This is a genomic window from Paracidovorax konjaci (genome assembly GCF_900112675.1).
GTDB lineage: Bacteria > Pseudomonadota > Gammaproteobacteria > Burkholderiales > Burkholderiaceae_C > Paracidovorax > Paracidovorax konjaci.
In genome coordinates, this window is sequence record NZ_FOMQ01000002.1 from 308,655 (window position 1) to 333,357 (window position 24,703).

The window sequence follows — 24,703 nt, forward strand, 5'->3', positions numbered from 1 at the left end:
ATCGGCGGCATCAGGCACTTTTGACTGGAATGGATGCCGCGCCCTGCCGTCGCCGGGCGGGTGGCCCCGCCGCGTGCCGGCGGCGCGCTGAACCGGCCCGGGCTTCGTCCATGGCATCCCGCATCGATTTTTCCACCCCGCTGGACCCGGCTGCGCCGCGCCTGCGCCACGCCTTCGGCACCCCGCGCGAGGTGTGGGTGGCGCGGTCGCCGGACGAGGTGCGCGGCGTGCTGGAGGCCGTGCAGGCGGCCGCGGCCCGGGGCGACTGGTGCGTGGGCTACCTGCGCTACGAGGCGGCGGCGGCCTTCGACGCGGCCCTCGTCACCCATGCGCCCGAGGGGCCGCTGGCCTGGTTCGCGGTGCACGGCGCGCCGCAGCCCTGGCCGGGGCCGGCCGGCACGGAGCCGGCTGGAGGGGTGCAGGGCCTGGCGCGCGTGGAGGGCTGGACGGGCCTGGAGCGCGCGGCCTTCGATGCCGCCTTCGCCCGCATCCAGCAGGCCATCCGCGACGGCGAGCTGTACCAGGTCAACTTCACCGCGCCCCTGCGCGGCGGCTTCGAGGGGAGCCCCGCAGCGCTGTTCGATGCCCTGCGGCGCGCGCAGCCGGGCGGGTACGCCGCCCACATCGAAGCGGAGGGCGAGCAGGTGCTGTCGGTGTCGCCCGAGCTGTTCTTCGACTGGCGGTCGGCTGGTGAGCAGGGCGGCGCCATCCTCGCGCGGCCCATGAAGGGCACTGCGCCGCGCGGTGCCACGCCCGAAGCCGACGCGGCCCATGCGGAGCACCTGCGCACGGCGCCCAAGGAGCGCGCCGAGAACGTGATGATCGTGGACCTGCTGCGCAACGACCTCTCGCGCATCGCCGAGCCGCACAGCGTGCGCGTGCCCACGCTCTTCCACACCCAGGCGCTGCCCACGGTATGGCAGATGACCTCCGACGTCACCGCGCGCACGCGCCCCGGGCTCAGCCTGTGGGACGTGTTCGCGGCGCTGTTCCCGTGCGGCTCGGTCACCGGCGCGCCCAAGGTGCAGGCCATGCGCACCATCCGCAACCTGGAGGCTGCGCCGCGCGGCATTTACTGCGGCGCCATCGGCGTGGTGCGGCCCGACGGCCCCCCGGGCGCGGGCGGCATCGCCGCCACCTTCAACGTGCCCATCCGCACCGTGGTGCTGCACGGTGCGGCCGCCACCTGCGGCATCGGCAGCGGCATCACTTCCGACGCGCAGGCGGCGGCCGAATGGAGCGAATGGCGCCACAAGCGCGCCTTCGTGGAGCGTGCGAGCCAGCCGTTCGAGCTGCTGGAAACCCTGGCGCTGGAGGCCGGGCACTTCCGCCATCTGGCCGACCACCTCGCGCGCATGGCCGCTTCGGCCGCGCATTTCGGCTTCGGCTGGGATGCGGCGCGCGTGCAGGATTGCCTGGACGCGCTGGCGCGCCGGCACCCGGAGGGCCTCTGGCGCACGCGCCTGCTGCTGGACGCCGCGGGCGCGCCGCGCGCCGAGGCGCTCGCCTGCGCAGCGGTCCCCACCCCGGTGCGCCTGCGGCTGGCCGACCGCGCCTTCGAAGCCGCCCACGGCGAATTCGTGCGCCACAAGACCACGCGCCGTGCGCACTACGCGGCCTTCGCGCCCACGGTGCCCGGCGTGTTCGATACGGTGCTCTGGAACGAGGCCGGCGAGGTCACCGAGGGCACCTTCGGCAACCTGGCCGCGTTGCGCGACGGGAAGTGGACCACGCCGCCGCTCGCCTGCGGCCTGCTGCCCGGCGTGGGCCGCGCGGTGGCCCTGCGCGAAGGGCGCATCGCCGAGGCCGTGCTGCGGGTGGAAGACCTGCCGCGCGTGCAGGGCTGGGCGTTCCTCAACAGCCTGCGGGGCTGGCTGCCGGCCACGCTGGACTGACGGCACGGCCCCGCCGGGGAGCGCGCGGGCCGTCCCTGCTGCCCGTCACCGCGCGTTGCCGCGCCGCGGGGATCAAGCGTGCTTCAGAGCTTTTCTTTCACGTACGAGCCGCGGTCCATGTCCACGATCTCCACGCTGAGCTGCACCGCCAGGCCTTCGGGCCTGGGCGTGTGCGCGCGCAGCACGGCACCCACGCGGCCGGCGAGGTCCTGCTTGGCTTCGGGCGAGCGGCCCGAGAGCAGGCGCAACTGCGCATGCACGAAGGCGCGGCCTTCGGGCTGCGTGCCGATGGCGAAGCGGTCGGTGGTGATGTAGCGGCTCTTGAGGTCGGACTCGGCCAGGATCTCGGGGCTGGCGGTGAGCGAGGCATTGACGGCTTCGAGGATCCGGGCTTCCGGGAAGGGGCGCAGGTTGTCGGTGTATTCGATGACGAGGTGGGGCATGGCGTCTCCGTGGATGGGCGGGTGGATGGTGGTCTGACAGAAAAAAGCGGTGTGCCGTGCAGGCCGGCGCGGGCCACGGGGCGGCGTCAGCCGCGCGGCCGGGCCAGGTCCAGCACGCAGCCGTCGCCGACGGCTTCGCGCCACACGCGCACGCGGCTGGGCGGCGGGTCGAGGTCGGAGAGCGCGTCGGCGATGAACACGCACAGGTTCTCCAGCGTGGCGGGGCCCAGGCCAGGCACCTCGTCCAGGAGGTGGTGGTCGAGCCGTTCGCGCAGCTGCGTGCAGCGCGCCCGCAGGTGGCCCAGGTCGATCACCATGCCGGTGGCGGGATGGCGCGGGCCGGTGACGGAGATCTCGGCGTGGTAGGTGTGGCCGTGGATGCGGCGGCTGCCCTCGGCCTCGATCTCGCGCTGCAGCGTGTGCGCGGCATCGAAGAAGAAGCGTTGGTGGACGGTGAACAACATGGTCGAAAAAAAAAGGGGGCGGGCCGGCTCAGCGGATGCCGGTGAGTTTGTGGGTCTGCAGGCTCAGGCGCCAGGCGGGGCGCTCCAGGCAGGCGTCGATGCAGCGGGCGGTGTGGGCGGCCTGGTCGGGCCCGTCCATGGGCTGCAGGAAGCGGTGGGTGAAGCGCGTCTGCGATTCCAGCGCGGCGAGATCGAACCCAGGCTGGGGCCACACCAGCTTGAGCTCTTGCCCCTCGCGCTGCACCCAGGGCGCGCCGGCCTTGGGGCTGATGCAGAGCCAGTCGATGCCCGGCGGTGCGGCGATGGTGCCATTGCTCTCCACGGCGATGCGCAGGCCCCGCGCATGCAGTGCGTCGATGAGGGGCGCGTCGAGCTGCAGCAGCGGCTCGCCGCCCGTGATGACCACGAGGCGGTGGTCGGCATCGTGCGCGGGCCACTGGGCGGCGACCACGTCGGCCAGCGCATCGGCCGTGGCGTACTTGCCGCCCAGCGTGCCGTCGGTGCCCACGAAATCGGTGTCGCAGAAGCGGCAGACGGCGCTGCTGCGGTCTTCCTCGCGGCCGCTCCAGAGGTTGCAGCCCGCGAAGCGGCAGAACACGGCGGGCGTGCCGGCCTGGCCGCCCTCGCCCTGCAGGGTGTAGAAGATTTCCTTGACGCTGTAGGTCATGCGGCGGCCTCCTGCGCCATGTCGGCGGTCTGGGTCTGTGCGAGTTCGGCCAGCGCGTCCAGGAGCCGCGCCACGTCCGCCTCGGTGTGGGCGGCCGAGAGCGCGATGCGCAGGCGCGCCGTGCCCTCGGGCACCGTGGGCGGGCGGATGGCCGGCACCCAGAGGCCGCGGGCGCGCAGGAATTCCATCGCGGCCAGCGCCTCGCCGTTGGCGCCGATGACGAGCGCCTGCACGGCCGTGCGCGAATCGCCCAGTTGCCAGCGCGTGCCGCGCAGCACCGGCGCGAGGCCGCTGCGCAACTGCGCGATACGGGCCTGCAGGTGGGCGCGCAGCGCGTCGCCGCGTTCGATCAATCCCAGGCTGGCCTGCAGCGAACGCGCCAGCAGCGCCGGTGCGGCGGTGGCGAAGATGTAGCTGCGCGTCTTCTGCAGCAGCCATTCGACGAGCACGTCGCTGCCCGCCACGAAGGCGCCGGCCGCGCCCGCGGCCTTGCCCAGCGTGGCCATGTAGAGCACGCGGGGCGAGGCGTGCGCGCCGGTGAGGCCCGCTTCGGCCAGGCTGCCCCGGCCCTGCGGGCCGAGCACGCCGAAGCCATGCGCGTCGTCGAGCAGCAGCAGGGCGTCGTAGCGCTCGCACAGGGCATGCAGCGCGGCGATGTCGGCCACGTCGCCGTCCATGCTGAACACCGCGTCGGTGATCACGAGCTTGGCGCGCGCCGGGCTGGCCGCGAGCTGGCTCTCCAGCTCCGCGAGGTCGGCGTGCGCATACCGGTGGATGGAGGCCCGCGACAGGCGCGCGCCGTCGATCAGGCAGGCGTGGTTGAGCGCGTCCGAGAAGATGGCGTCGCCCGCGCCCACCAGGGCCGGAACGATGCCGATGTTGGTGGCGTAGCCCGCATAGAAGTAGAGCGCGCGCGGCAACTGCACGAAGCGCGCGAGGTCGGCTTCCAGCGCGGCATTGGCCGTGCTGTGGCCGCTCACGAGCGGCGAGCCGCCCGAGCCCACGCCGAATTCCCGCGCGCCCGCGCAGGCGGCCTCGGCGATGGCCGGGTGGGCGGCCAGGCCCAGGTAGTCGTTGCTGCAGAAGGCCAGCATGGTCTGTCCGTCCACGTCCAGGTGCGCACCCTGCAGCGGGCGCACGGCACGGCGGCGGCGGCGCAGGTGGGCGGCGTCGAGCGCCGCGATGCGGGCGGGCAGCGCGTCGAGCCAGGACGGTGCGGGGGCGGTGGTGGTCGTCATGCGGAAGAAAGGGTCCAGGAAGCGGGCAGCGCGAAGTGCGCGGCGCGCGGGTCGGGCACGCGCTGGTGCGGGATGTCCGCGAGCAGGGGGGCGTCCAGGCGCTGGCGCAGCCAGTCGATATTGTCCTCCGTAGCCTGCATGGCGGGGTCGATGCGGCTCGCGATCCAGCCCGCCAGGGGCAGCCCGCGCGCGCGGATGGCCTCGGCCGTGAGCGCCGCATGGCTGAGGCAACCCAGCCGCAGGCCCACGACCAGCACCACCGGCAGGCCCAATGCCTGGGCCAGGTCGGCGCCGGTCGCCGTATCCGACAGCGGCACGTGGAAGCCGCCCGCGCCCTCGACCACCACGGCATCGGCCAGGCCGGCAAGCGCGCGGTAGGCGCGCACGATGGCGCCGGTGTCGATGGCCGTGCCGGCGCGCCGCGCGGCGATGTGGGGCGAGAGCGGGTCGGGCAGCAGCACGGGGTTGTCCAGCGCGGGCGGCACTTCGAGCGTGGAAGCGGCCCGCAGCGCGAGCACGTCCTCGTTGGCGAGCGCGCCGCCGGGGCCGATGGGTTCCGCGCCCGCGGCGATGGCCTTCATGCCCACCACGCGCGCATGGTGCCGCGCGAGCGCATGCAGCAGGCCCGCGCTCGCCAGCGTCTTGCCCACGCCGGTGTCCGTGCCGGTGACGAAGCAGCCGATCATGGGAGGCTCCTCTCGGGGATGTCTTGCGCGCCGGGTGTTTCCTCGGCGAGCGTGGCGTCCAGCGCCGCGAGGGCCTCGCGGCCCAGGTGCGCGATGGCGCCATCGTCCAGCACGTAGGGCGGCATGGCGTAGAGCGTGCGGCCGATGGGGCGCAGCAGCAGGCCGCGCGCCATGGCGTGGCGGTGGTAGCGGCGCGCGAAGTCCGGGGCCGAGCCTTCCACGTCCCAGGCCCAGACCATGCCGAGGTGGCGCGCATGGCGCACGCGCGGGTGCGCCGTGAGCGGCGCGAAGGCCGCATGGAAGAGCGGCGCGCGCTGCGCGTTGCGTGCCAGCGCGCCGGTCTGCTCGAACAGCTCCAGCGTGGCCAGCGCCGCGCGGCAGGCCAGCGGATTGCCGGTGTAGGAGTGCGAATGCAGGAAGCCGCGCGCCACGTCGTCGTCGTAGAACGCGGCGTAGACCGCGTCGGTGGTGAGCACGGCCGACAGCGGCAGCGTGCCGCCCGTGAGCCCCTTCGAGAGGCAGATGAAATCGGGGCGGATGCCCGCCTGCTGGTGCGCGAACATCGTGCCGGTGCGGCCGAAGCCGGTGGCGATCTCGTCCACGACCAGGTGCACCCCGTAGCGGTCGCACAGTGCGCGGGCCTGCCGCAGGTAGCCCGGGCCGTGCATCGCCATGCCGCTCGCGCACTGCACCAGCGGCTCCAGGATCAGCGCGGCGGTGGTGGCGTGGTGTTCGGCGAGCCAGGTCTCCAGCGCTGCGGCGGCGCGCCCTTCCACGGCCGCTGCGTCCTCGCCCGGCAGCGTGCCGCGCGCATCGGGGCTGGGCACGGTGGCGCCCAGGCGCACGAGCGGCGCATACGCCTCGCGGAAGAGGCCGATGTCGGTCACGGCCAGGGCTCCCACAGTTTCGCCGTGGTAGCCCCCGGCCAGGCCCACGAAGCGGCATTTCTCGGGCCGGCCCTGGTTGCGCCAGTAATGGGCGCTCATCTTGAGCGCGATCTCCGTGGCGGCCGCGCCGTCGCTGCCATAGAAGGCATGCCCCAGCCCGGTGAGCGCCGCGAGCCGCTCCGACAGCTCCACCACCGGCGCGTGCGTGAAGCCCGCGAGCATGACGTGGTCGAGCCGCGCGATCTGGTCGGTGAGCGCCGCGCGGATGTGCGGGTGGCCATGGCCGAAAAGATTCACCCACCACGAGCTGATGCCGTCCAGGTATCGGCGGCCGTCGGTGCCGTGCAGCCAGGGGCCTTCGGCGCGGGCGATGGCCACCGGCGGCTCGGCCTCGTGGCGCTTCATCTGCGTGCAGGGGTGCCAGACGCTGGCAAGGCTGCGGGCGGCAAGGGGGTCGGGCATCGGCGCGTTCACGGCGGCTCAGGCCTTCTGCGTGGGCACGTGCTCGCGCAGCGCCACCTGGCGGTTGGCGGCGTCCACGAACACCAGGCGCGGCCGGTGCGCGGCCACGTCGGCCTCGTCCACCTGGGCGAAGGCCGCGATGATGAGCAGGTCGCCCACGCTCGCGCGGCGCGCGGCCGAGCCGTTCACCGAGACGATGCCGCTGCCGCGCTCGCCCCGGATGGCGTAGGTGACGAAGCGCTCGCCATTGTTGATGTTCCAGATGTGGACCTGCTCGTTCTCCGCGATGCCGGAGGCGTCCAGCAGGTCTTCGTCGATGGCGCAGGACCCTTCGTAGTGCAGCTCGCAGTGCGTGGCGCTGGCGCGGTGGATCTTGGATTTCAGCAGGGTGCGGAACATGGGCGGGCAGGGCGGGGAAAGTGGGGAATCGGTCGCGGACGGGCTCAGCGGGCGGACGGCACGAGCAGCGTGGGCGCCGCGGGGGCGGCCATTTCGGGCCAGTCGCGGCTGTAGTGCAGTCCGCGGCTCTCGCGGCGTTGCTGGGCCGAGCGTACGATCAGCTCGGCCACCTGCACGAGGTTGCGCAGCTCCAGCAGGTCGCGGCAGACGTGGAAGTTGGCGTAGAACTCGGCGATCTCCGCCTGCAGCAGCGCGATGCGGTGCGCGGCGCGCTCCAGCCGCTTGTCGGTGCGCACGATGCCCACGTAGTCCCACATGAAGCGGCGCAGCTCGTCCCAGTTGTGCGAGATGACCACGCGCTCGTCGGCGTCGGTCACGCGGCTGTCGTCCCATGCGGGCAGGTCCGGTGCCGGCGCCGCCGTGCCGGGCGCCGTGAGCACCGCATCGGCCGCCGCCCGCGCGAACACCATGCACTCGACCAGCGAATTGCTGGCCAGGCGGTTGGCGCCGTGCAGGCCGGTGCAGGCGGTCTCGCCGATGGCGTAGAGGCCGGCCAGGTCGGTGCGGCCGGCCAGATCGGTCAGCACGCCCCCGCAGGTGTAGTGGGCCGCGGGCACCACGGGGATGGGCTGGCGCGTGATGTCGATGCCCAGCTCCGCGCAGCGCGCGAGGATGGTCGGGAAATGCGCCTGCAGGAATTCCGGGCTCTGGTGCGAGATGTCCAGGTGCACGCAATCGAGCCCGTGGGTCTTCATCTCGAAGTCGATGGCGCGGGCCACCACGTCGCGCGGCGCGAGTTCGGCGCGGTCGTCGTGCATCGGCATGAAGCGCGTGCCGTCGGGCCGCAGCAGGCGCCCCCCCTCGCCGCGCACGGCCTCGCTGATGAGGAAGGACTTGGCCTGCGGGTGGTAGAGGCAGGTGGGATGGAACTGGATGAATTCCATGTTCTGCGCGCGGCAGCCTGCGCGCCAGGCGGCGGCGATGCCGTCGCCCGTGGCGGTGTCGGGGTTGCTGGTGTAGAGATACACCTTGCCCGCGCCGCCCGTGGCCAGCACGGTATGCGGTGCGCGGAAGGTGTGCACCGTGTCGGTCGCCTCGTCGAAGGCGTAGAGGCCCAGGCAGCGTTGCGGGCCGGGCAGGCCCAGCTTGCGGGCGGTGATCAGGTCCACCAGGGTGTGCTGCTCCAGCAGCGTGATGCCGGGGGTGGCCCGCACGCGCTCCAGCAGCGTGCGCTGCACGGCCGCGCCCGTGGCGTCGGTGGCGTGCACGATGCGCCGCGCCCCGTGCCCGCCTTCGCGCGTGAGGTGCAGGCGGCCGGCCTCTTCTTCGGAGAACGGCACGCCCAGCGTCTGCAGCCAGCGGATCGCCTGCGGCGCGCCTTCGACGACGGCGCGCGTGGCGGCCAGGTCGCACAGGCCGGCGCCGGCCACGAGGGTGTCCTGCACATGGGCATCGAACGTGTCGCCCTCGGCCAGCACCGCGGCGATCCCGCCCTGCGCCCAGCCGCTCGCGCCGTCGGCGAGGCCGCGCTTGGTGAGCACCGCCACGCGGTGCGTGGGCGCCAGGTGCAGGGCGGCCGAGAGGCCCGCGAGGCCGCTGCCGATGATGAGGATGTCGAAATCGAAGGAGGCCATGCGTTTCGGTTCGGGGGTCTGGGAAATGCCGCGCCCGGGCGGCGGAGCGGCCCTACACGGGGGTGTAGGCCAGCCGCACGTAGATGGGGGCGAAGGCCTCGGCCTGTGTGATCTCGATCAGGGTTTCCTTGCCCAGTTCCAGCAGCGCGATGAAGGTCACCACGAGCACCGTGGAGCCCTTGGAGGGGTCGAACAGTTCTTCGAACTCCACGAACCGGCGGCCCTGCAGGGTCTTGAGCACGGCGCTCATGTACTCGCGCACGCTCAGTTCCTCGCGCGTGATGCGGTGGTGCTGCACGAGCTTCGCGCGCTTCATGATGTCGCGCCAGGCCTCCTGCAGCTCGGCCACGTGCACGTCGGGAAAGCGCTGCACCAGGCTCTGCTCGATGTGGACCTGCGCCCGCAGGAAGTCCCGGCCGTACTGGGGCGCGCGCCCCAGGCCCGCGGCGGCGAGCTTGATCTGCTCGTATTCGAGCAGGCGGCGCACCAGTTCGGCACGCGGGTCTTCGGCCTCCTGGGCGCCTTCCTGCTTCTTGGGCGGCAGCAGCATGCGCGACTTGATCTCGATGAGCATGGCCGCCATGAGCAGGTACTCGGCCGCCAGCTCCAGGTTGCGGCTGCGGATCTCGTCCACGTAGCGCAGGTACTGCCGCGTCACGTCGAGCATTGGAATGTCGAGGATGTTGAAGTTCTGCTTGCGGATCAGGTAGAGCAGCAGGTCCAGCGGGCCTTCGAAGGCTTCGAGGAACACTTCCAGCGCATCGGGCGGGATGTAGAGGTCCTGCGGCAGCGCGAAAAGCGGCTCGCCGTAGAGCCGGGCCACGGCATCGGACACCGGCCCGGCAGGCGCGGCATCCGCTGGGGAATCACCGGCGGTCGGGGGCGCGTCCACGGCCTCGGTGCTCATGCGATGCTGTTATTTTGGTAGCAAGGTATGCAGATGTGACGCCGGCATACCGCTATTTCGGTGCCCAGGCGTCAGCCCTGGGTCTGGTACACGTAGGGCTTTTGCGCCACGCGGCTGTCGTCGTATTCCTGCCAGATGTCGCGGTCGACCTGCTTGTCCCACAGGAGGGCGCGGCCGGCCACCTGCTGGGCGTCGAGCTCGGGCTTCTGGGACTTGAGCTTCTCGATGAACTGGGTGGCGTCGGATTGGTAGTCGGGGCGGCGGAAGAAGGACATGGTCGTGGTTGGGCTCGGAAACAGTCTGAGATTTTACCGGCGCCCGGTCGCGCTACATTGCGGCTCCCGCGCGACGCGCGGCCTGGCCCTTTCTCCCACCCTGCGCCGAGTGCGCTTTTCCCGTTTCCCCGATGACCTCTCGCACGCTCTCCGTCCTGCCCGTCTCCTTGCCGGATGCCTCCCGCAACGGCCCTTCCGCGCCCGACCGGCGGCGCCTGCTCGCCACGGCGGTGGGCACCGTCGCGGCGCTGTGGCTGCTGAATGCGTGCGATCCGCAGCGCATCCGGGAACTGGAGGAAGGCGTCTCCACCGAAGCGGACGTGCGCGCGCGCTTCGGCGAGCCCGAGCGCGTGTGGGACGAGCCCGACGGCGCGCGCACGCTCGAATACAACCGCCAGCCCGAGGGGCACCAGAACTACATGATCACGATCGGCACCGATGGCCGCATGACCGCGCTGCGGCAGGTGCTCGCGTCCCACGTGTTCGAGAAGATCGTGCCCGGCATGCTCATGGAGGATGTACGGCGGCGCCTCGGCAAGCCGGCCAGGATGACCACCTTCGAGCGCCAGGGCGAAACCGTCTGGGACTGGCGCTGGAACGACGGCGGCACGCAGCCCATGGTGTTCAGCACCACCTTCGACCTGCGGGGCCGGGTGCTGCGCAGCGGCAGCGCCTTCGAGATGCGCGACGGGAAATGATGCGCGACGGGAAATAATCGGGCCCTCCCGGCCTGGCCCGCGGCTTGCATGCCCGCGGCCAGCCCTGCCACCCCACCCCCCGCCATGTCCGACGCACCGCCCGATCCCATTCCCGTTCCCGTCCCCTCGCTGCGGCACGGCCGCTACGAGGACGTTCAGGCGCTGGTCGCCGGCACGCTCTTCGTGGCCATGGCGCTGATGCTGTTCGGGCAGGCGGGGCTGCTCATCGGCAGCACGGCCGGTATCGCATTCCTGCTGCACTACCTGACGGACGTCTCTTTCGGCAAATTGTTCTTCGCGGTCAACCTGCCGTTCTACTGGTTCGCGTGGACGCGCATGGGCCGCGAATTCACCATCAAGACCTTCCTGAGCGTGGCCATGCTCTCCGGACTCACGGAGATGTTTCCGCACGTGATGCACGTGGATTACCTGGACCCGCTGTTCGCCGCCGTCCTGGGCGGGCTGCTGCTCGGCACGGGCTGCCTGTTCCTGGCGCGCCACAAGTCCAGCCTGGGCGGGGCGACCATCGTGGCGCTGTACCTGCAGAACCGGCACGGCATCCGCGCGGGCAAGGTGCAGATGGCGATCGACTGCACGGTGCTGGGGCTGGCGCTCTTCGTAGTGCCGCCGGAGCGGGTGGCCTATTCGGTGCTGGCGGCGGTGGTGATGAGCCTGTTTCTCTGGGTCAGCCACCGTCCGGGGCGCTACGTCGGGGAGTAGGGCGCCGCGGGCGTGCCGGCCGGTGCGGCGGCGGGCCGGATGGATTCGCGGATCTGGATGCCGCTGGTGTCGCCGCTGCCGCCGGTCACCGCATCGGCCGCCATGCCCACTCCCTTGCCCACGATCTTGACCGTGCCAATGGCCGCGTCCGCCGCCAGACCGACGGCACTCGCGGTGACGCCCACGGCCGTGCTGGCCACCGTCACCACGGTGCAGCCCGCGAGCCAGTGCAGGACCACCGCCAGGGCGGCGGCGGCCGGCAGGGTGCGCCGATGGAAGGCTTTTTTTGGCATGGCCGCAGCCTTCAGCGCACGCGCATGCCGGGCGTGGCGCCCGGCCAGGGGTTCAGCACGTGGATGCCGGGGTGCGCCTTCTCGTCGTTGTGGCTCGCGGCCAGCACCATGCCCTCGGAGACGCCGAACTTCATCTTGCGCGGCGCGAGGTTGGCCACCATCACGGTGAGCTTGCCCACCAGGTCCTCGGGCCGGTAGGCGCTCGCGATGCCGGAGAACACGTTGCGCGTGCGGCCCTCGCCCACGTCGAGCGTGAGGCGCAGCAGCTTGGTCGATCCTTCCACGGCCTCGCACTGGACGATGAGCGCGATGCGCAGGTCGATCTTCGCGAAATCGTCGATGGTGATGGTGGGCGCGATTTCCTCGCCGCCCGGTGCTATGGTTTCTGTAGCAATCTTTTCAGGTTCTGCGGCGGCATGGGGCTCGAACAATGCTTCAAGCTGCTTGGCGTCCACGCGCTGCATGAGATGCTGGTAGGCACCGATGGCATGGCCCTCGCCGAGCAGCGCCGGCGCATCCGAGAAGCTGAGCGGCGCGATGTTCAGGAACGCCTCCACCTGCGCGGCGAGCGCCGGCAGCACGGGCTTGAGGTAGAGCGTGAGCCAGCGGAAGGCCTCGATGCAGGTGGTGCAGGCGGCCTGCAGTGCCGCCTCCTGGCCTTCCTGCTTGGCGAGTTCCCAGGGCTTGCGTGCGTCCACGTACTCGTTCACGCGGTCCGCCAGCAGCATGGTTTCGCGCACGGCACGGGCCGTATCGCGCTTGTCGTAGGCCTCGGCGATGGCGCCGGCCTGCGCGCGCAGCACTTCCAGCAGCGCGGCGCCCTCGGCGTCCGCCGTGCCCAGGCGTCCGCCGAAGCGCTTGGTCAGGAAGCCCGCCGCGCGGCTCGCGATGTTCACGAACTTGCCGATCAGGTCGCTGTTGACCCGCGCCATGAAATCTTCGGCGTTGAAGTCGATGTCCTCGTTGCGTCCGTTGAGCTTGGCCGCGAGGTAGTAGCGCAGCCATTCGGCGTTCATGCCCAGGCCCAGGTACTTGAGCGGGTCGAGGCCGGTGCCGCGGCTCTTGCTCATCTTCTCGCCGTTGTTCACGGTGAGAAAGCCGTGCACGAAGACCGCGTCCGGCGTCTTGCGGCCGCTGAACTTCAGCATCGCGGGCCAGAACAGCGTGTGGAAGGTCACGATGTCCTTGCCGATGAAGTGGAACTGCTCCAGCTGCGGGTCGGCGATGTAGGCGTCGTAGCTCTCGCCGCGCTTCTCGAGCAGGTTCTTGAGCGAGGCGAGGTAGCCCACGGGCGCGTCGAGCCACACGTAGAAATACTTGCCCGGCGCGTCGGGGATCTCGATGCCGAAATACGGCGCGTCGCGGCTGATGTCCCAGTCGCCCAGGCCCTCGCTGGTGGTGCCGTCGGGGTTGGTGCGCACCGAGAACCATTCCTTGACCTTGTTGGCCACCTCGGGCTGCAGGCGGCCGTCCTGCGTCCACTCCTGCAGGAACTCCACGCAGCGCGGGTCGGAAAGCCGGAAGAAGAAATGGTCGGAACTCTTCAGCACCGGCTTGGCGCCCGAGAGCGCGGAATACGGCTCGACGAGGTCGGTGGGCGCGTACACGGCGCCGCAGTTCTCGCAGTTGTCGCCGTACTGGTCCTTGGCATGGCAGCGCGGGCATTCGCCCTTGATGAAGCGGTCGGGCAGGAACATGTTCTTCTCGGGGTCGAAGAACTGCTCGATGGTGCGCGTCTCGATGAGGCCCGCGGCCTTCAGGTCGCGATAGATTTCGCGGGCGAGCGCGTGGTTCTCGGGGGCGTCGGTGCTGTGCCAGTTGTCGAAGCGGATGTGGAAGCCCTCGAGGTAGGGCTTGCGGCCGGCCGCGATGTCGGCCACGAACTGCTGCGGCGTCTTGCCCGCCTTTTCGGCCGCGATCATGATCGGCGCGCCGTGCGTGTCGTCCGCGCCGACGAAGTTCACCGCGGCGCCCTGCATGCGCTGGAACCGCACCCAGATGTCGGCCTGGATGTATTCCATGATGTGGCCGATGTGGAAGTTGCCGTTGGCGTAGGGCAGGGCGGTGGTGACGAAGATCTTGCGTGCGGACATCGGGGTGCGTCTTTCGGTGCGGCGGTGCGCCCGCGCGCGGTGCGCGGGCGGAGCCGGCGATTTTAGGGCGAGGCGGGCGGCGCCGCGTTACTGCGTGGGCGCGCGCAGCGCGTGCCCCGCGTCGCGCCAGCCGAAGAAGCGGCAGATCTCCCCGCGGCGCGCGAGCGCATCGGCACGGCCCAGTGCCATCAGCTCGCGCGTGTAGGCGGGCTCGAAGAGCAGATAGCTCGCCAGGGCCGCGCCCCGCACGTCCCGGGCGTTGGTGGTGACGCCCAGCGCGCCCAGCAGCGTGCGCACCGGCGCGGGCAGGTCGCCCACGTGCCGTGCGGCGAGGGCATCGAGGCGCTGGGAGGGCGCGATCACCAGCAGTTCCAGCGGGCGCAGCGGACTGTTCGCGCGGGCTTCGGGCGGGATCAGGGCCAGCGTCTGGTTGATGCGCTGGGCGCGTTCCACGTCCACGGCCAGGGCATCCAGGAAGATGTTGGAGAGCGCGTGCCCGGCCACCTGGGCCAGGGAGGGGTAGGCGGGCGCAGGCTCGGCCGCGGTGTCGCCGGCGGGCTCGTGCATGCGGCCCGCGCCGATCACCAGCACCCGCTCGGCCCCGAGGTGGATCGCCGGTGCGATCGGCGCGGACTGGCGCATGGAGCCGTCGCCGAAGAATTCGGTGCGCCCGCCCAGCTCCAGCGCAGTGGCCGGGAACACGAAGGGAATGGCGGACGAGGCCAGCAGGTGCGGGTGCGTGATGCGCCCGCGCGACGCCCGGCGCTGCTGCCGCGCCCAGGGCTGCAGGGACTCGGCCGCCTCGAAGAAGGTGATGTGCTCGCCCGAGCTGTAGCTGGAGGCCGTCACGGCCAGCGCCTGGAGGTGGCCGTCGCGGATCAGGCGCGGCAGGCGCGAGAGCGGCACCAGCCGCGCCAGCAGTTCGGACAGCGGCGCATTGTCGAGCAGCGACCGCGGGCGCATGCGCCGCCAGCGCGCCACCGCCCAGCCCAGCGAGAGCAGGGTCAGCCAGCGCGCACCGCTGCGCATCACGCTCAGCGAATCGGCGCGGTAGACCTGCGGTGCGTGGAAGTCGCGCCACACGTGAGCGATGCGGCGCACGGCCCGGTCGAAGTGGTCGGCGCCGCAGGCCAGGGCCGCCGCATTGATGGCGCCGGCCGAGGTGCCGGTGATGATCGGGAAGGGGTTGGGATCGCGCCCGGCTCCGCAGGATTTGCGCAGGTCGGAGATGGCCTCCAGCACGCCGACCTGGTAGGCGGCGCGGGCGCCGCCGCCCGTGAGCACGAGCCCGGCCGGGCGTGACTGCGCTGCGTGCCGGGAGCGGTGCGCAAGCGGGGCGGCCATGGGCGGCGGATCCGGCAGGCTCAGCGGCGGGCAGCCGGTGCGGCGGGCGCCTTGAGCAGCAAGGTGGCCAGGGCCGGGCCGTCCATGATGGCCAGGGCATGGTCGCGCGCGAAATCGCGGGCCGCGTCGCTCACGGCCCCTTGCGGCGCGATGTACACGCCGGAGGCCACGTCCTGCGCGCGCATCGCGGCCTGCAGGTCGCGCAGCGGCTCCACGCCATGGGCGCCGGCCTTCCACCGGCGGGCGCTGACCAGCGCGGAGCGTCCTTCGCGCTCGATGCGGAAGTCCGCCGGCCCGGCCGGCAGGCGGTGCACGGTATGGCCCTCGGCCCGCCAGGCGCTTTCGAGCCGGTCGGCCAACGCCCGCCAGGGCAGGGCTCCGGCTTCGTCCAGCGCGGCCTGCATGCGCGTGGCACTGGGGGCCCGCAACTGCCGCCACGCGGCCACGCAGCCCACGCCGAAGATCGGCAGCACGCCCACGGCGGCATAGGGCGCCACGTGCGAGGGCAGCAGTGCACCGCAAGCCAGCGCGATCGCTCCCGCCGCAAGAAAGCTCACCCACCAGGGAGAGCGCAGCAGCACGGCGAAAAGCGAATTGGGGGCCATCTTCAATTTCACGGGGAACGGTCCTTCGGGCGGTAGGGGAACAGGGGTGTGCAGTACGGCGGGCCGATGCCGCGGAGCGCTTTCGCGCGGCTCGGCCGCGGCATTGTCCTGCGGGCGGCGGGGGCGCGGATCAGGGAATAGACTACCTGCCCCCAAGGAGATTTACCGATATGGCAGTGACTGAACAGGCGCTCCTCGCGGCGCTCGCGAGCGTACGCGATCCGCACTCGGGCAAGGATTTCGTTTCCCTGCGCGCGGTGCGCGGCATGCGCATCGATGGCGGCAACGTGGCGTTCGGCGTGGAACTGGGCTACCCGGCCCGCAGCCTGGAAGCCGCGCTGGCCCGCGACCTGGAGGCCGCCGCACGCACGGTGCCCGGGGTGGAGAGTGTCTCGGTCCAGGTCACCACCCAGGTCACCGCGCATGCGGTGCAGCGCGGCGTGCAACTTTTGCCGCAAGTGAAGAACATCATCGCCGTCGCTTCGGGCAAGGGCGGTGTGGGCAAGAGCACCACGGCCGCCAACCTGGCGCTGGCGCTCGCGGCCGAGGGCGCGCGCGTCGGCGTGCTGGATGCCGACATCTACGGCCCCAGCCAGCCGATGATGCTGGGCATTGAAGGCCGGCCCGAAAGCACCGACGGCAAGACCATGGAGCCGCTGCGCAACCACGGCGTGCAGGTGATGTCGATCGGCTTTCTCGTCGATCCCGACCAGGCCATGATCTGGCGCGGCCCCATGGCCACGCAGGCGCTGGAGCAGCTGCTGCGCCAGACGAACTGGCAGGATCTGGACTACCTGATCGTGGACATGCCCCCGGGCACGGGCGACATCCAGCTCACGCTGTCCCAGCGCGTTCCGATCACCGGCGCGGTCATTGTGACCACGCCGCAGGACATCGCACTGCTCGATGCACGCAAGGGCATCAAGATGTTCGAGAAGGTGGGCGTGCCCATCCTGGGCATCGTCGAGAACATGGCGGCCCACGTGTGCAGCCAGTGCGGCCACGTGGAGCACATCTTCGGCGAGGGCGGCGGGCGCCGCATGGCGGCCGAATACGGCATGGAATACCTGGGCGCGCTGCCGCTGGACCTGCAGATCCGCCTGCAGGCCGACAGCGGCACCCCCACGGTGGTGGCCGATCCCGGCAGCGAGGTGGCCGACATCTACCGCCAGGTGGCACGGGAGGTGGCGGTCAGGGTGGCACAGCAGGCCCGGGACTTCTCCTCCAAATTCCCCACCATCTCGGTGACCAAGGACACCTGACGCCACCCCGAAGGGGCGTGTGCGCCCCGCCCCGCCCGCTTGTGTTGGAAAAACCAATCACATTGCTCGGTCACATGTATTGACGTGTATCAACTGCTGCGCTGACACTGCGCCATCCATTCCATTTGGCGGGATGGGCATGCGGCAGAAGACAGTAACCAATATAGCGAGGAGTGGGCATGGCGGGAACACAACCAGGGTTTCTGGACAAAGAGCGGATCATCGCGGGGCCAGGCTTCAACCGGTGGCTCGTGCCCCCGGCGGCTTTGGCCATTCACCTGTGCATCGGGATGGCCTACGGCTTTTCCGTCTTCTGGCTACCGCTGTCGCAGGCGCTGTCCAAGGCCGGCACGGGACAGGCCTGTCCCAAGGACATGAGCTTCTTCGCGGAACTGTTCGCCAGCGGCTGCGACTGGCGCGTGGCCACCCTGGGCTGGATGTACACGCTCTTCTTCGTCTTCCTGGGCTGCTCCGCGGCCATCTGGGGCGGCTGGCTGGAGCGTTCGGGCCCGCGCAAGGCCGGCGTGGTCTCGGCGGTGTGCTGGTGCGGCGGCATGCTGCTGTCGGCCCTGGGCATCTACCTGCACCAGTTCTGGCTCATGATTCTGGGCTCGGGCGTCATCGGCGGCATCGGGCTCGGCCTCGGCTACATCTCGCCGGTGTCCACGCTGATCAAATGGTTCCCGGACCGCCGGGGCATGGCGACGGGCATGGCCATCATGGGCTTCGGCGGCGGCGCGATGATCGGCTCGCCCCTCGCGGTGGACCTCATGAAGACCTTTGCCACCCCGACCGACGTCGGCGTGATGCAGACATTCGTGGTGATGGCGCTGATCTACTTCGTCTTCATGATGGCCGGTGCGCTGGGCTACCGCGTGCCGCCCACCGGCTGGAAGCCCGAGGGCTGGACGCCTCCGCCCCCCAGCGCCAACGCGATGATCACGCAGCGCCATGTGCACGTGAAGCGCGTCTGGGGCATTCCGCAGTTCTGGCTCGTCTGGGTCGTGCTCTGCATGAACGTGAGCGCCGGCATCGGCGTGATCGGCATGGCGTCGCCCATGCTGCAGGAGGTCTTCGGGGGTGCGCTCATCAACGTGCCCGCCAGGTTCGGCGACCTCAATCGCGAGCAGCTCGCCGCGATCGCCGTGGTGGCCGGCGGCTTCACGGCACTGCTGTCGCTCTTCAACATCGGCGGCCGCTTCTTCTGGGCCAGCCTCTCCGACAAGCTCGGCCGCAAGATGACCTATGTGGTGTTCTTCGTCCTGGGCGGCCTGCTCTACGCCAGCATCCCCAGCTCGGCCAGCGCCGGCAGCAAGCTGCTGTTCGTGGGGGCCTTCTGCATCATCCTCTCGATGTACGGCGGCGGCTTCGCCACGGTTCCGGCTTACCTGGCCGACCTGTTCGGCACGCAGTTCGTGGGCGCCATCCACGGCCGCCTGCTCACGGCCTGGGCCACGGCGGGCATCCTGGGGCCGGTGGTGGTGAACTACATGCGCGAATACCAACTGGGCCTGGGCATTCCGCGCGAGCAGGTCTACAACCAGACCATGTACATCCTCGTGGGCATGCTGGTCATCGGGCTCATCGCCAACCTGCTCGTGCGCCCGTTGGCGGACAAATGGTTCATGAGCGACGAGGAACTGGCGCACGAGAAGAAGCTGGCCCACGAGAAGGCCGCTGCGGCCGAGGTCGGCGCGGGCTCGGGCGGCGGCGGGTCCACCAGCCCGGCATTGGTGGCATTCGCCTGGGCGGCCGTGGGCATCCCGCTGGCCTGGGGTATCTACAAGACCCTGGTGAGCGCAGCCAAGTTCTTCCATTGAACGGGAGGGCGCGGCCATGTTGCCCGGCTCCCTGACCCGCCGCATCGGCGCGGCGGCCCGGCGGTTCGCCGCCGAGCATGCCGGTGCCTTCAGCCTCGAAGCGGCCGCCGGCGGCCAGCCTCCGCTGCTGCGCTGCGGCGGGCAGGTGCTGAACGGCGATTTCGCCCCCATCGACCGGTTCACGGAGCAGACCGGCGTGCGGGCCACGGTGTTCGCCCGCCAGGGCGAGGACTTCGTGCGCATCGCCACCTCGGTGCGCAAGCAGGACGGCGAGCGCGCCATCGGCACGCTGCTCGACCGCTCCCATCCGGCCTACCGGGCTCTGCTGGCGGGGCGCCCCTACGCGGGCTACGCCACGGTCTTCGGCCGGCAGAACATGACACGTTACGACCCCGTGCGCGATGCCGCGGGCCAGGTCGTGGGCGTGTTGTACGTGGGGCTGGACGTGAGCGGCATCCCCGCCCTGGGTGCTGCAGCGCGCCTCGCGCTGTCGGTGGTGGCGGCCCAGTACGCGGTGGGCGCGCTGGCATGGCTGCTGCTGCCGCCCCTGCAGCCTGCCTGGCTCGCGGTATCGGTCGCCTTGCCCCTGATCGTGGCGGCGCTGGTGTATGCGCTGGCGCAGCGCGGCATCACCGGTCCGGTCGCGGAGGGCTGCGCGGCGGCGCAGCGCATCGCAGCCGGCGACCTGACCACGCAGATGCACGTCTCCCGCCGCGACGAGGTGGGCCAGATGCTGCAGGCGATCAACGGCATCGGCGTCGGCCTCACGGGGCTGGTCTCGCAGGTGCGCCAGGGCGCCGAAGGGCTGCGCGTGGCCACCCGGGAGATCGCGGAGGGCAACGGCGACCTGGCGAACCGCACCGAGCAGCAGGCCGGCGAAGTGAACGCGGCCGCGTCGGCGCTGGAGCAGCTCACCGCCACCGTGTCGCAGAACGCCGGGCATGCGCAGCAGGTCAACGGCCTCATGGCGACCGTGTCCCGCACGTCCGCGCAGAGCAGCGAGGCGGTGGATCGCGTGGTGGCGACCATGACCGAGATGCGGGACGACGCGCACCGCATCCGCGACATCATCGGCATCATCGACAGCATCGCCTTCCAGACCAACATCCTCGCGCTGAACGCGGCGGTGGAGGCGGCCCGCGCGGGCGAGCAGGGCAGGGGCTTCGCGGTCGTGGCGTCCGAGGTGCGGGCGCTGGCCCAGAGGTCCTCGGGCGCGGCGCGGGAAATCCGCACGCTGATCTCGGCCTCGGTCGACCGCGCTGACGCGGGTGGCGGTCTGGTCGATGCGGCCCGCGTGTCCATGCAGGGTATTTCAGGATCGATCTCCGAGGTGACACGGCTCATCGAAGGCATCGCCACGGCGAGCGGCCAGCAGAGCAGCGGCATCGAAGGGATCCACCACAGCGTGGAGCGCATCGAGCAGATGACCCAGCAGAATGCCGCCCTGGTCGAGGAGGCCGCCGCTGCCGCCCTGCGCATGCGCGAGCAGGCAGCCGGTCTTGCCGATGCCACGGCGAAGTTCAAGACCGCGGGCTGACCCCTCCGGCAAAGCACCACCACGACCGACCATCCGGCCATGCACACCCTTGACCTGCCCGCCCCGCATAACCCCCTGACCCCAAGGGGCGGCGCAACGGCGTAGCCTTCCTGCCCCGGGGCGCCGCCCGCGATCCGGCAATGCTTCCGTCTGAGGAGACCACGATGAGCGAACAGAAAATCGAGTTCTACAACGGCCCGGCCGGCGGCTGGGGCGCGCTGCGCTCCGTCGGCAAGACGCTCAGGCAGCAGGACATCCCGATCAAAGGCGCCAAGACGCTGCTGTCGGCCAACCAGCCCGACGGTTTCGACTGTCCGGGCTGTGCCTGGCCCGACCGCAACCATGCCTCCACCTTCGAGTTCTGCGAGAACGGCGCCAAGGCCGTGGCGGCGGAGGCCACCGCGCGGCGTGCCGGGCCCGAGCTGTTCGCGCGCCACACCGTGGCCGAGCTGGCCGAGCAGAGCGATTTCTGGCTGGAAGACCAGGGGCGTCTCACGCACCCCATGGTCTACGACGCGAGCACCGACCACTACGTACCCATCGCCTGGGACGATGCGTTCGGGATCATCGCGCGCCACCTCCAGGCGCTGCCCGACCCGAACCAGGCCATCTTCTACACCTCGGGCCGCGCGAGCAACGAGGCCGCGTTCCTCTACCAGCTCTTCGTGCGCGAGTACGGCACGAACAACTTTCCCGATTGCTCCAACATGTGCCACGAGCCCAGCGGCAGCGCCATGCGCCCGCAGATCGGCGTGGGCAAGGGCACGGTGACGCTGCAGGACTTCGAGGAGGCCGACGCCATCTTCATCTTCGGCCAGAACCCCGGCACCAACCACCCGCGCATGCTGGGCGAGCTGCGCGCGGCCCACAAGCGCGGCGCGCAGATCGTGAGCTTCAACCCGCTGCGCGAGCGGGGGCTCGAGCGGTTTGCCGATCCGCAGAGCAAGATGGAAATGGCCACCCTGGGTTCCACGCCCATCAGCACGCACTACTTCCAGTTGCGGGTGGGGGGCGACCTGGCGGCGGTCAAGGGGATGATGAAGCACCTCGTGGAGATCGAGGACCGCGAGGGCGGCGTGCTCGACCACGAATTCATCCAGGAACACACCACCGGCGTCGATGCGCTGCTGGCCGATGTCCGCGCCGAATCGTGGAGCCTGATCGAGCAGGAATCGGGGCTCTCGCAAGAGCAGATCCGCGCTGCGGCCGAGGTCTACCGGCAGGCCAAGCGCGTGATCGCCTGCTGGGGCATGGGCATCACCCAGCACATGCACTCGGTGGCCACCATCCAGGTGATCGTCGACTGGCTGATGCTGCGCGGCAACATCGGCCGCCCCGGCGCGGGCCCGTGCCCGGTGCGCGGGCACAGCAACGTGCAGGGCGACCGCACCATGGGCATCTGGGAAAAGCCTCCCGCCGCGTTGCTCGACCGGCTGCAGGAAGTCTTCGGTTTCGAGCCGCCGCGCGAGCCCGGCGTGGACACCGTGGAGGCGATCCGCGCCATGCTGGACGGCAGGGGCCGCGTGTTCTTCGCACTGGGCGGCAACTTCGCGGCCGCCACACCGGACACGTACGAGACGTGGAAGGCGCTCAGGCGCTGCGATCTCACGGTGCACGTGACCACCAAGCTCAACCGCAGCCACATCGTGCATGGCCGCGAGGCGCTGATCCTGCCGTGCCTGGGCCGCACCGAGATCGACATGCAGGCCACGGGCCCGCAGGGCGTGACGGTGGAGGATTCCATGAGCATGGTGCACATCTCGGCGGGCATCAACCCGCCGGCTTCGGAGCACCTGCTGTCCGAGCCCGCCATCGTCGCGCGGCTCGCGGCGGCCACGCTGGGCGAACGCACCCGCACCCCCTGGCTCTGGCTGATCGAAGACTACGCGCGTATCCGCGACAAGATCGAACAGGTGTTCGTGGACTTCAAGGATTTCAACCAGCGCGTGGCCGTGCCCGGCGGCTTCCGCCTGCGCAACACGGCCAGCGAGCGCGTGTGGAACACCGCCACGCGCAAGGCCGGTTTCGTGCCGCATCCCGTGCCGCAGGACACCCCCGTGCACCAGGCGCGCGCCCGCACGCGCGACACGGTGGTCTTCACGCTGCTCACCACGCGCTCGCACGACCAGTACAACACCACCATCTACGGGCACGACGACCGCTACCGCGGCGTGTACGGGCAGCGCCGCGTGGTCTTCATCCACCCCGAGGACATCCGGGCGCTGGGCCTGAAGGACGGCGACTGGGTGGACATCCGCACCGTATGGAGCGACGGCCAGGAGCGCCGCGCCGACCGCTTCAAGCTGGTGGGCTACGACATTCCGCGCGGCAACCTCGCGGCCTATTACCCCGAGACGAACCCGCTGGTGCCGCTGTCGTCCGTGGCGCTGAATGCCGGCACTCCCACGTCCAAGTCGATTCCCGTGGTGCTCCTGCCCAGTGCGGACACTGCCGCTGCCGTCGTGATGGTGGCAGCCGAGGCCTGACGCGGGCGTGGCGGACGAAACCGATGGCCTCACGGCCGCGCTGCTGTCGGCGCTGGCCGAACTGGACGGTCCGCAAGGCGTCTCGCTGCCCCGGCTCGCCAAGCGGCTGGGTCTCTCGGGCAGCGTGCTGCTGCGGCGCCTCCATTGGTTCAGCGATGCCCGGTTGGGGGGCACACCGGGCCCCGGCTGGGTGCAGGTGGTGCAGGACGGAGAGCGGTGGATGGTCCGGCTGACGGAGGCCGGCCGCGCCCAGGCCGGCACCGGGGTGGGTACCGACACCGAGGCCGGGGGCGATACCGAAGCCGGCGCGCAGGCAAGCGCGGGTGCTGCCGTTCCTGCGCCGTCTGCGGCATGCCTTCCGGCGCAGTCCGGCACCGGCGACCCCGCCCGCAACGAACCTGCCGCGCTGCCCGGCCCCGTGGTCGCGCGCGCGGTGCAGCGGCATGCGGCCGCGGGCGCTGCGCCGGGTGCGAGCCTGGATGCAGGGGCCTCGCCGTTGCCGGTGCCTGCCTGGCAGGACGATGCGGTGGCCGCCGAAGTGCCCGTGGCGCTGGTCTTCAACGGCCTCTCGCACGCGGTGATGATGGCCACCCCGTCCGATCTGGATGAATTCGCCCTGGGTTTCGCGCTCAGCGAAGGCCTGATCGACACCCCCGCCGATTGCCGCGGCATCGAAGTGTTCTCCCGCGACGGCGCAGAGGCCGGTGTGGGCGCGGCCTGCGAAGTGCACCTGGACATCGCGCCCCGCTGCTTCGCACGCCTGAAGGAGCGGCGCCGTGCGCTCGCCGGCCGCACCGGCTGCGGGCTGTGCGGCATCGACAGCCTGCAGGCGCTGGACCTGGTGCCCGAGCGGGTTGCACAGCGCCCCTGGGTGGCGGCGCTGCCGGCCGCTGCCGTGCTGCGCGCGGTGGCCGCCATGCCGCCGCTGCAGGTGCTCAACGCGGCCGCGGGCGCATTGCATGCGGCGGCCTGGGCCACGCCGGACGGCGAACTCACCGACCTGCTCGAAGACGTGGGCCGCCACAACGCGCTCGACAAGCTCATCGGCCGCCTGGCCGCGCAGGGCCGATCGGGCGAAGAAGGCTTTGTCGTGATGTCGAGCCGGGCCAGCTACGAGCTGGTCCGCAAATGCGCGCGCAGGGACATCCCCCTGCTGGCCACCGTGTCCGCGCCAACCTCGTTGGCCGTGGACCTGGCCGGGCAGGCCGGAATGGTGCTCTGGGGCCTGTGCCGGCCCCCGCGCGCCGTGCGCTACGCCGGCTGAGCCCGACGTAGCCACGGTTTCCTCGGCCGGCCTGCAGCCGGAGAAAGGGTGGGCACGCCATTTGCCGGCAATCGGTCGTGGCCGGCGCCCGGCCGGCCCGGCCCGAAGCCGCCGGCATCCGGCGAGTGGCAGCAGCCCATCCCCGCAACGCATCCTTCAGGAGACCTCCATCCATGGCATCCGCACCGTTCCCGCCCACCTCCGCCGCTTCGTCCGCGCCCGCATCCTCCGGTGACTCTCCCGTGGGCGGAAAGCCGGGCCGCGATCCCCTGTCCTTCGGGGCTTCGGTTGCCGGCGAAGAGGATCCCGGCGCCGCCTTCGACAACGACGACACCGGAGCGCCGCGGCCCGGGGCCCCCGACCAGCCGGCCGGGCCGCGCGGCGGCAGCGAACCCCGCGAAGCCAGCCCGCCGCTGGCGCCCGGCGACGAAGCGGCCCCTGGCACGCCGGGCACGGGCGAAGACCTGTGCCCGGCCTGTGGCGGAAGCGGCCGCCGCGAGGGCGCGCCGTGCGCCGAATGCGCGGGCACCGGGCGCATCACGGTCGGCATCGGGGGCGCCTGAAGCGCGGAGCCGCGACTTGCGAACGCCCTGCGGCCGGGTTGCCCCGCGGCCGTGGAGGGAC

General features: G+C 71.3%; 23 protein-coding genes. 9 read left to right on the forward strand and 14 right to left on the reverse strand.

The genetic code is table 11. The annotated features are described in order from the left end of the window. The first annotated feature begins 110 nt into the window (after positions 1–110). Positions 111–1,895 (forward strand): chorismate-binding protein, encoded by a 1,785-nt coding sequence (locus BM144_RS03980; RefSeq protein ID WP_092949991.1) that lies wholly within the window; start codon positions 111–113, stop codon positions 1,893–1,895. 83 nt (positions 1,896–1,978) lie between these two features. On the opposite strand, the gene BM144_RS03985 is transcribed toward BM144_RS03980, so the two are convergent. From BM144_RS03985 to BM144_RS04030, 10 genes are all read right to left on the reverse strand, one after another. Next, on the reverse strand, positions 1,979–2,338 hold the full coding sequence (locus BM144_RS03985; RefSeq protein ID WP_092949992.1) for a 5-carboxymethyl-2-hydroxymuconate Delta-isomerase: 360 nt from the start codon (positions 2,336–2,338) through the stop codon (positions 1,979–1,981). Between the two features lie 86 nt (positions 2,339–2,424). Beyond that, entirely contained in the window at positions 2,425–2,802 is a 378-nt protein-coding gene (locus tag BM144_RS03990) for a 6-pyruvoyl trahydropterin synthase family protein (RefSeq protein ID WP_092949993.1), read from the reverse strand. A gap of 28 nt (positions 2,803–2,830) precedes the next feature. Then, positions 2,831–3,469, reverse strand: coding sequence for a 7-carboxy-7-deazaguanine synthase (gene queE, locus BM144_RS03995; RefSeq protein WP_092949994.1), 639 nt, complete (start codon positions 3,467–3,469; stop codon positions 2,831–2,833). Next, positions 3,466–4,707 carry an 8-amino-7-oxononanoate synthase gene (gene bioF / locus BM144_RS04000; RefSeq protein WP_092949995.1) on the reverse strand — a complete coding sequence of 414 codons (1,242 nt, stop codon included), beginning with the start codon at positions 4,705–4,707 and terminating at the stop codon, positions 3,466–3,468. Before bioF ends, queE begins: the two co-directional genes overlap by 4 nt. Further along, positions 4,704–5,393, reverse strand: a complete 690-nt coding sequence (bioD, locus tag BM144_RS04005; RefSeq protein WP_092949996.1) for a dethiobiotin synthase — start codon at positions 5,391–5,393, stop codon at positions 4,704–4,706. Before bioD ends, bioF begins: the two co-directional genes overlap by 4 nt. Then, the gene (gene bioA, locus BM144_RS04010) at positions 5,390–6,742 is read right to left on the reverse strand and encodes an adenosylmethionine--8-amino-7-oxononanoate transaminase (protein WP_092950119.1); all 1,353 of its coding nucleotides are present in this window, start codon (positions 6,740–6,742) and stop codon (positions 5,390–5,392) included. The genes bioD and bioA overlap by 4 nt, the downstream gene beginning before the upstream one ends. A gap of 18 nt (positions 6,743–6,760) precedes the next feature. After that, entirely contained in the window at positions 6,761–7,141 is a 381-nt protein-coding gene (gene panD / locus BM144_RS04015; protein ID WP_092949997.1) for an aspartate 1-decarboxylase, read from the reverse strand. Positions 7,142–7,185: 44 nt separating this feature from the next. After that, the gene (nadB, locus tag BM144_RS04020) at positions 7,186–8,775 is read right to left on the reverse strand and encodes an L-aspartate oxidase (RefSeq protein ID WP_092949998.1); all 1,590 of its coding nucleotides are present in this window, start codon (positions 8,773–8,775) and stop codon (positions 7,186–7,188) included. A 52-nt stretch (positions 8,776–8,827) separates the two neighbouring features. Beyond that, positions 8,828–9,682: a segregation and condensation protein A gene (locus BM144_RS04025; RefSeq protein WP_092949999.1), complete on the reverse strand. Its 855-nt coding sequence runs from the start codon at positions 9,680–9,682 to the stop codon at positions 8,828–8,830. Positions 9,683–9,753: 71 nt separating this feature from the next. Beyond that, complete coding sequence (locus BM144_RS04030; protein ID WP_092950000.1) at positions 9,754–9,957, reverse strand: DUF3460 family protein; 204 nt, start codon at positions 9,955–9,957, stop codon at positions 9,754–9,756. A 131-nt stretch (positions 9,958–10,088) separates the two neighbouring features. On the opposite strand from BM144_RS04030, the gene BM144_RS04035 reads away from it, so the two are divergent. Together BM144_RS04035 and BM144_RS04040 are read left to right on the forward strand one after the other, a co-directional pair. Beyond that, the gene (locus BM144_RS04035) at positions 10,089–10,655 is read left to right on the forward strand and encodes an outer membrane protein assembly factor BamE (RefSeq protein ID WP_092950001.1); all 567 of its coding nucleotides are present in this window, start codon (positions 10,089–10,091) and stop codon (positions 10,653–10,655) included. A gap of 84 nt (positions 10,656–10,739) precedes the next feature. Then, the gene (locus tag BM144_RS04040) at positions 10,740–11,375 is read left to right on the forward strand and encodes a YitT family protein (protein WP_092950002.1); all 636 of its coding nucleotides are present in this window, start codon (positions 10,740–10,742) and stop codon (positions 11,373–11,375) included. Here BM144_RS04040 and BM144_RS04045 read toward each other — a convergent pair. The 4 genes from BM144_RS04045 to BM144_RS04060 all read right to left on the reverse strand — a co-directional run bounded on the left by BM144_RS04045 (position 11,360) and on the right by BM144_RS04060 (position 15,710). Then, positions 11,360–11,668: a hypothetical protein gene (locus tag BM144_RS04045; RefSeq protein WP_092950003.1), complete on the reverse strand. Its 309-nt coding sequence runs from the start codon at positions 11,666–11,668 to the stop codon at positions 11,360–11,362. The genes BM144_RS04040 and BM144_RS04045 overlap by 16 nt on opposite strands. An 11-nt stretch (positions 11,669–11,679) precedes the next feature. After that, complete coding sequence (gene metG / locus BM144_RS04050; protein ID WP_092950004.1) at positions 11,680–13,761, reverse strand: methionine--tRNA ligase; 2,082 nt, start codon at positions 13,759–13,761, stop codon at positions 11,680–11,682. Between the two features lie 87 nt (positions 13,762–13,848). Next, complete coding sequence (locus BM144_RS04055) at positions 13,849–15,105, reverse strand: patatin-like phospholipase family protein (protein ID WP_092950005.1); 1,257 nt, start codon at positions 15,103–15,105, stop codon at positions 13,849–13,851. A 20-nt stretch (positions 15,106–15,125) separates the two neighbouring features. Further along, the gene (locus BM144_RS04060; RefSeq protein WP_092950006.1) at positions 15,126–15,710 is read right to left on the reverse strand and encodes a restriction endonuclease; all 585 of its coding nucleotides are present in this window, start codon (positions 15,708–15,710) and stop codon (positions 15,126–15,128) included. Positions 15,711–15,880: 170 nt separating this feature from the next. On the opposite strand from BM144_RS04060, the gene apbC reads away from it, so the two are divergent. From apbC to BM144_RS04090, 6 genes are all read left to right on the forward strand, one after another. Beyond that, entirely contained in the window at positions 15,881–16,972 is a 1,092-nt protein-coding gene (gene apbC, locus BM144_RS04065) for an iron-sulfur cluster carrier protein ApbC (RefSeq protein ID WP_092950007.1), read from the forward strand. A gap of 179 nt (positions 16,973–17,151) precedes the next feature. Further along, complete coding sequence (locus BM144_RS04070) at positions 17,152–18,792, forward strand: OFA family MFS transporter (protein WP_092950120.1); 1,641 nt, start codon at positions 17,152–17,154, stop codon at positions 18,790–18,792. A gap of 16 nt (positions 18,793–18,808) precedes the next feature. Then, entirely contained in the window at positions 18,809–20,329 is a 1,521-nt protein-coding gene (locus BM144_RS04075) for a methyl-accepting chemotaxis protein (RefSeq protein ID WP_092950008.1), read from the forward strand. 164 nt (positions 20,330–20,493) lie between these two features. Beyond that, a complete protein-coding gene (locus BM144_RS04080) occupies positions 20,494–22,815 on the forward strand; it encodes an FdhF/YdeP family oxidoreductase (protein ID WP_092950121.1) in 2,322 nt (773 codons plus the stop codon). 475 nt (positions 22,816–23,290) lie between these two features. Next, entirely contained in the window at positions 23,291–24,079 is a 789-nt protein-coding gene (gene fdhD / locus BM144_RS04085; protein WP_434802643.1) for a formate dehydrogenase accessory sulfurtransferase FdhD, read from the forward strand. 173 nt (positions 24,080–24,252) lie between these two features. Next, positions 24,253–24,642 (forward strand): hypothetical protein, encoded by a 390-nt coding sequence (locus BM144_RS04090; RefSeq protein WP_245783521.1) that lies wholly within the window; start codon positions 24,253–24,255, stop codon positions 24,640–24,642. Positions 24,643–24,703: the final 61 nt, after the last annotated feature.

Coding starts and splice junctions, on each gene's coding strand:
- BM144_RS04045 (WP_092950003.1), bottom strand. CDS start 11,668: ATGCCAAAAAAAGCCTTCCATCGGCGCACCCTGCCGGCCGCCGCCGCC.
- BM144_RS04025 (WP_092949999.1), bottom strand. CDS start 9,682: ATGAGCACCGAGGCCGTGGACGCGCCCCCGACCGCCGGTGATTCCCCA.
- BM144_RS03990 (WP_092949993.1), bottom strand. CDS start 2,802: ATGTTGTTCACCGTCCACCAACGCTTCTTCTTCGATGCCGCGCACACG.
- BM144_RS04080 (WP_092950121.1), top strand. CDS start 20,494: ATGAGCGAACAGAAAATCGAGTTCTACAACGGCCCGGCCGGCGGCTGG.
- BM144_RS03980 (WP_092949991.1), top strand. CDS start 111: ATGGCATCCCGCATCGATTTTTCCACCCCGCTGGACCCGGCTGCGCCG.
- BM144_RS04040 (WP_092950002.1), top strand. CDS start 10,740: ATGTCCGACGCACCGCCCGATCCCATTCCCGTTCCCGTCCCCTCGCTG.
- BM144_RS04035 (WP_092950001.1), top strand. CDS start 10,089: ATGACCTCTCGCACGCTCTCCGTCCTGCCCGTCTCCTTGCCGGATGCC.
- metG (WP_092950004.1), bottom strand. CDS start 13,761: ATGTCCGCACGCAAGATCTTCGTCACCACCGCCCTGCCCTACGCCAAC.
- queE (WP_092949994.1), bottom strand. CDS start 3,469: ATGACCTACAGCGTCAAGGAAATCTTCTACACCCTGCAGGGCGAGGGC.
- BM144_RS04075 (WP_092950008.1), top strand. CDS start 18,809: ATGTTGCCCGGCTCCCTGACCCGCCGCATCGGCGCGGCGGCCCGGCGG.
- BM144_RS04090 (WP_245783521.1), top strand. CDS start 24,253: ATGGCATCCGCACCGTTCCCGCCCACCTCCGCCGCTTCGTCCGCGCCC.
- panD (WP_092949997.1), bottom strand. CDS start 7,141: ATGTTCCGCACCCTGCTGAAATCCAAGATCCACCGCGCCAGCGCCACG.
- nadB (WP_092949998.1), bottom strand. CDS start 8,775: ATGGCCTCCTTCGATTTCGACATCCTCATCATCGGCAGCGGCCTCGCG.
- BM144_RS04030 (WP_092950000.1), bottom strand. CDS start 9,957: ATGTCCTTCTTCCGCCGCCCCGACTACCAATCCGACGCCACCCAGTTC.
- bioF (WP_092949995.1), bottom strand. CDS start 4,707: ATGACGACCACCACCGCCCCCGCACCGTCCTGGCTCGACGCGCTGCCC.
- apbC (WP_092950007.1), top strand. CDS start 15,881: ATGGCAGTGACTGAACAGGCGCTCCTCGCGGCGCTCGCGAGCGTACGC.
- BM144_RS03985 (WP_092949992.1), bottom strand. CDS start 2,338: ATGCCCCACCTCGTCATCGAATACACCGACAACCTGCGCCCCTTCCCG.
- BM144_RS04070 (WP_092950120.1), top strand. CDS start 17,152: ATGGCGGGAACACAACCAGGGTTTCTGGACAAAGAGCGGATCATCGCG.
- BM144_RS04055 (WP_092950005.1), bottom strand. CDS start 15,105: ATGGCCGCCCCGCTTGCGCACCGCTCCCGGCACGCAGCGCAGTCACGC.
- bioD (WP_092949996.1), bottom strand. CDS start 5,393: ATGATCGGCTGCTTCGTCACCGGCACGGACACCGGCGTGGGCAAGACG.
- bioA (WP_092950119.1), bottom strand. CDS start 6,742: ATGCCCGACCCCCTTGCCGCCCGCAGCCTTGCCAGCGTCTGGCACCCC.
- BM144_RS04060 (WP_092950006.1), bottom strand. CDS start 15,710: ATGGCCCCCAATTCGCTTTTCGCCGTGCTGCTGCGCTCTCCCTGGTGG.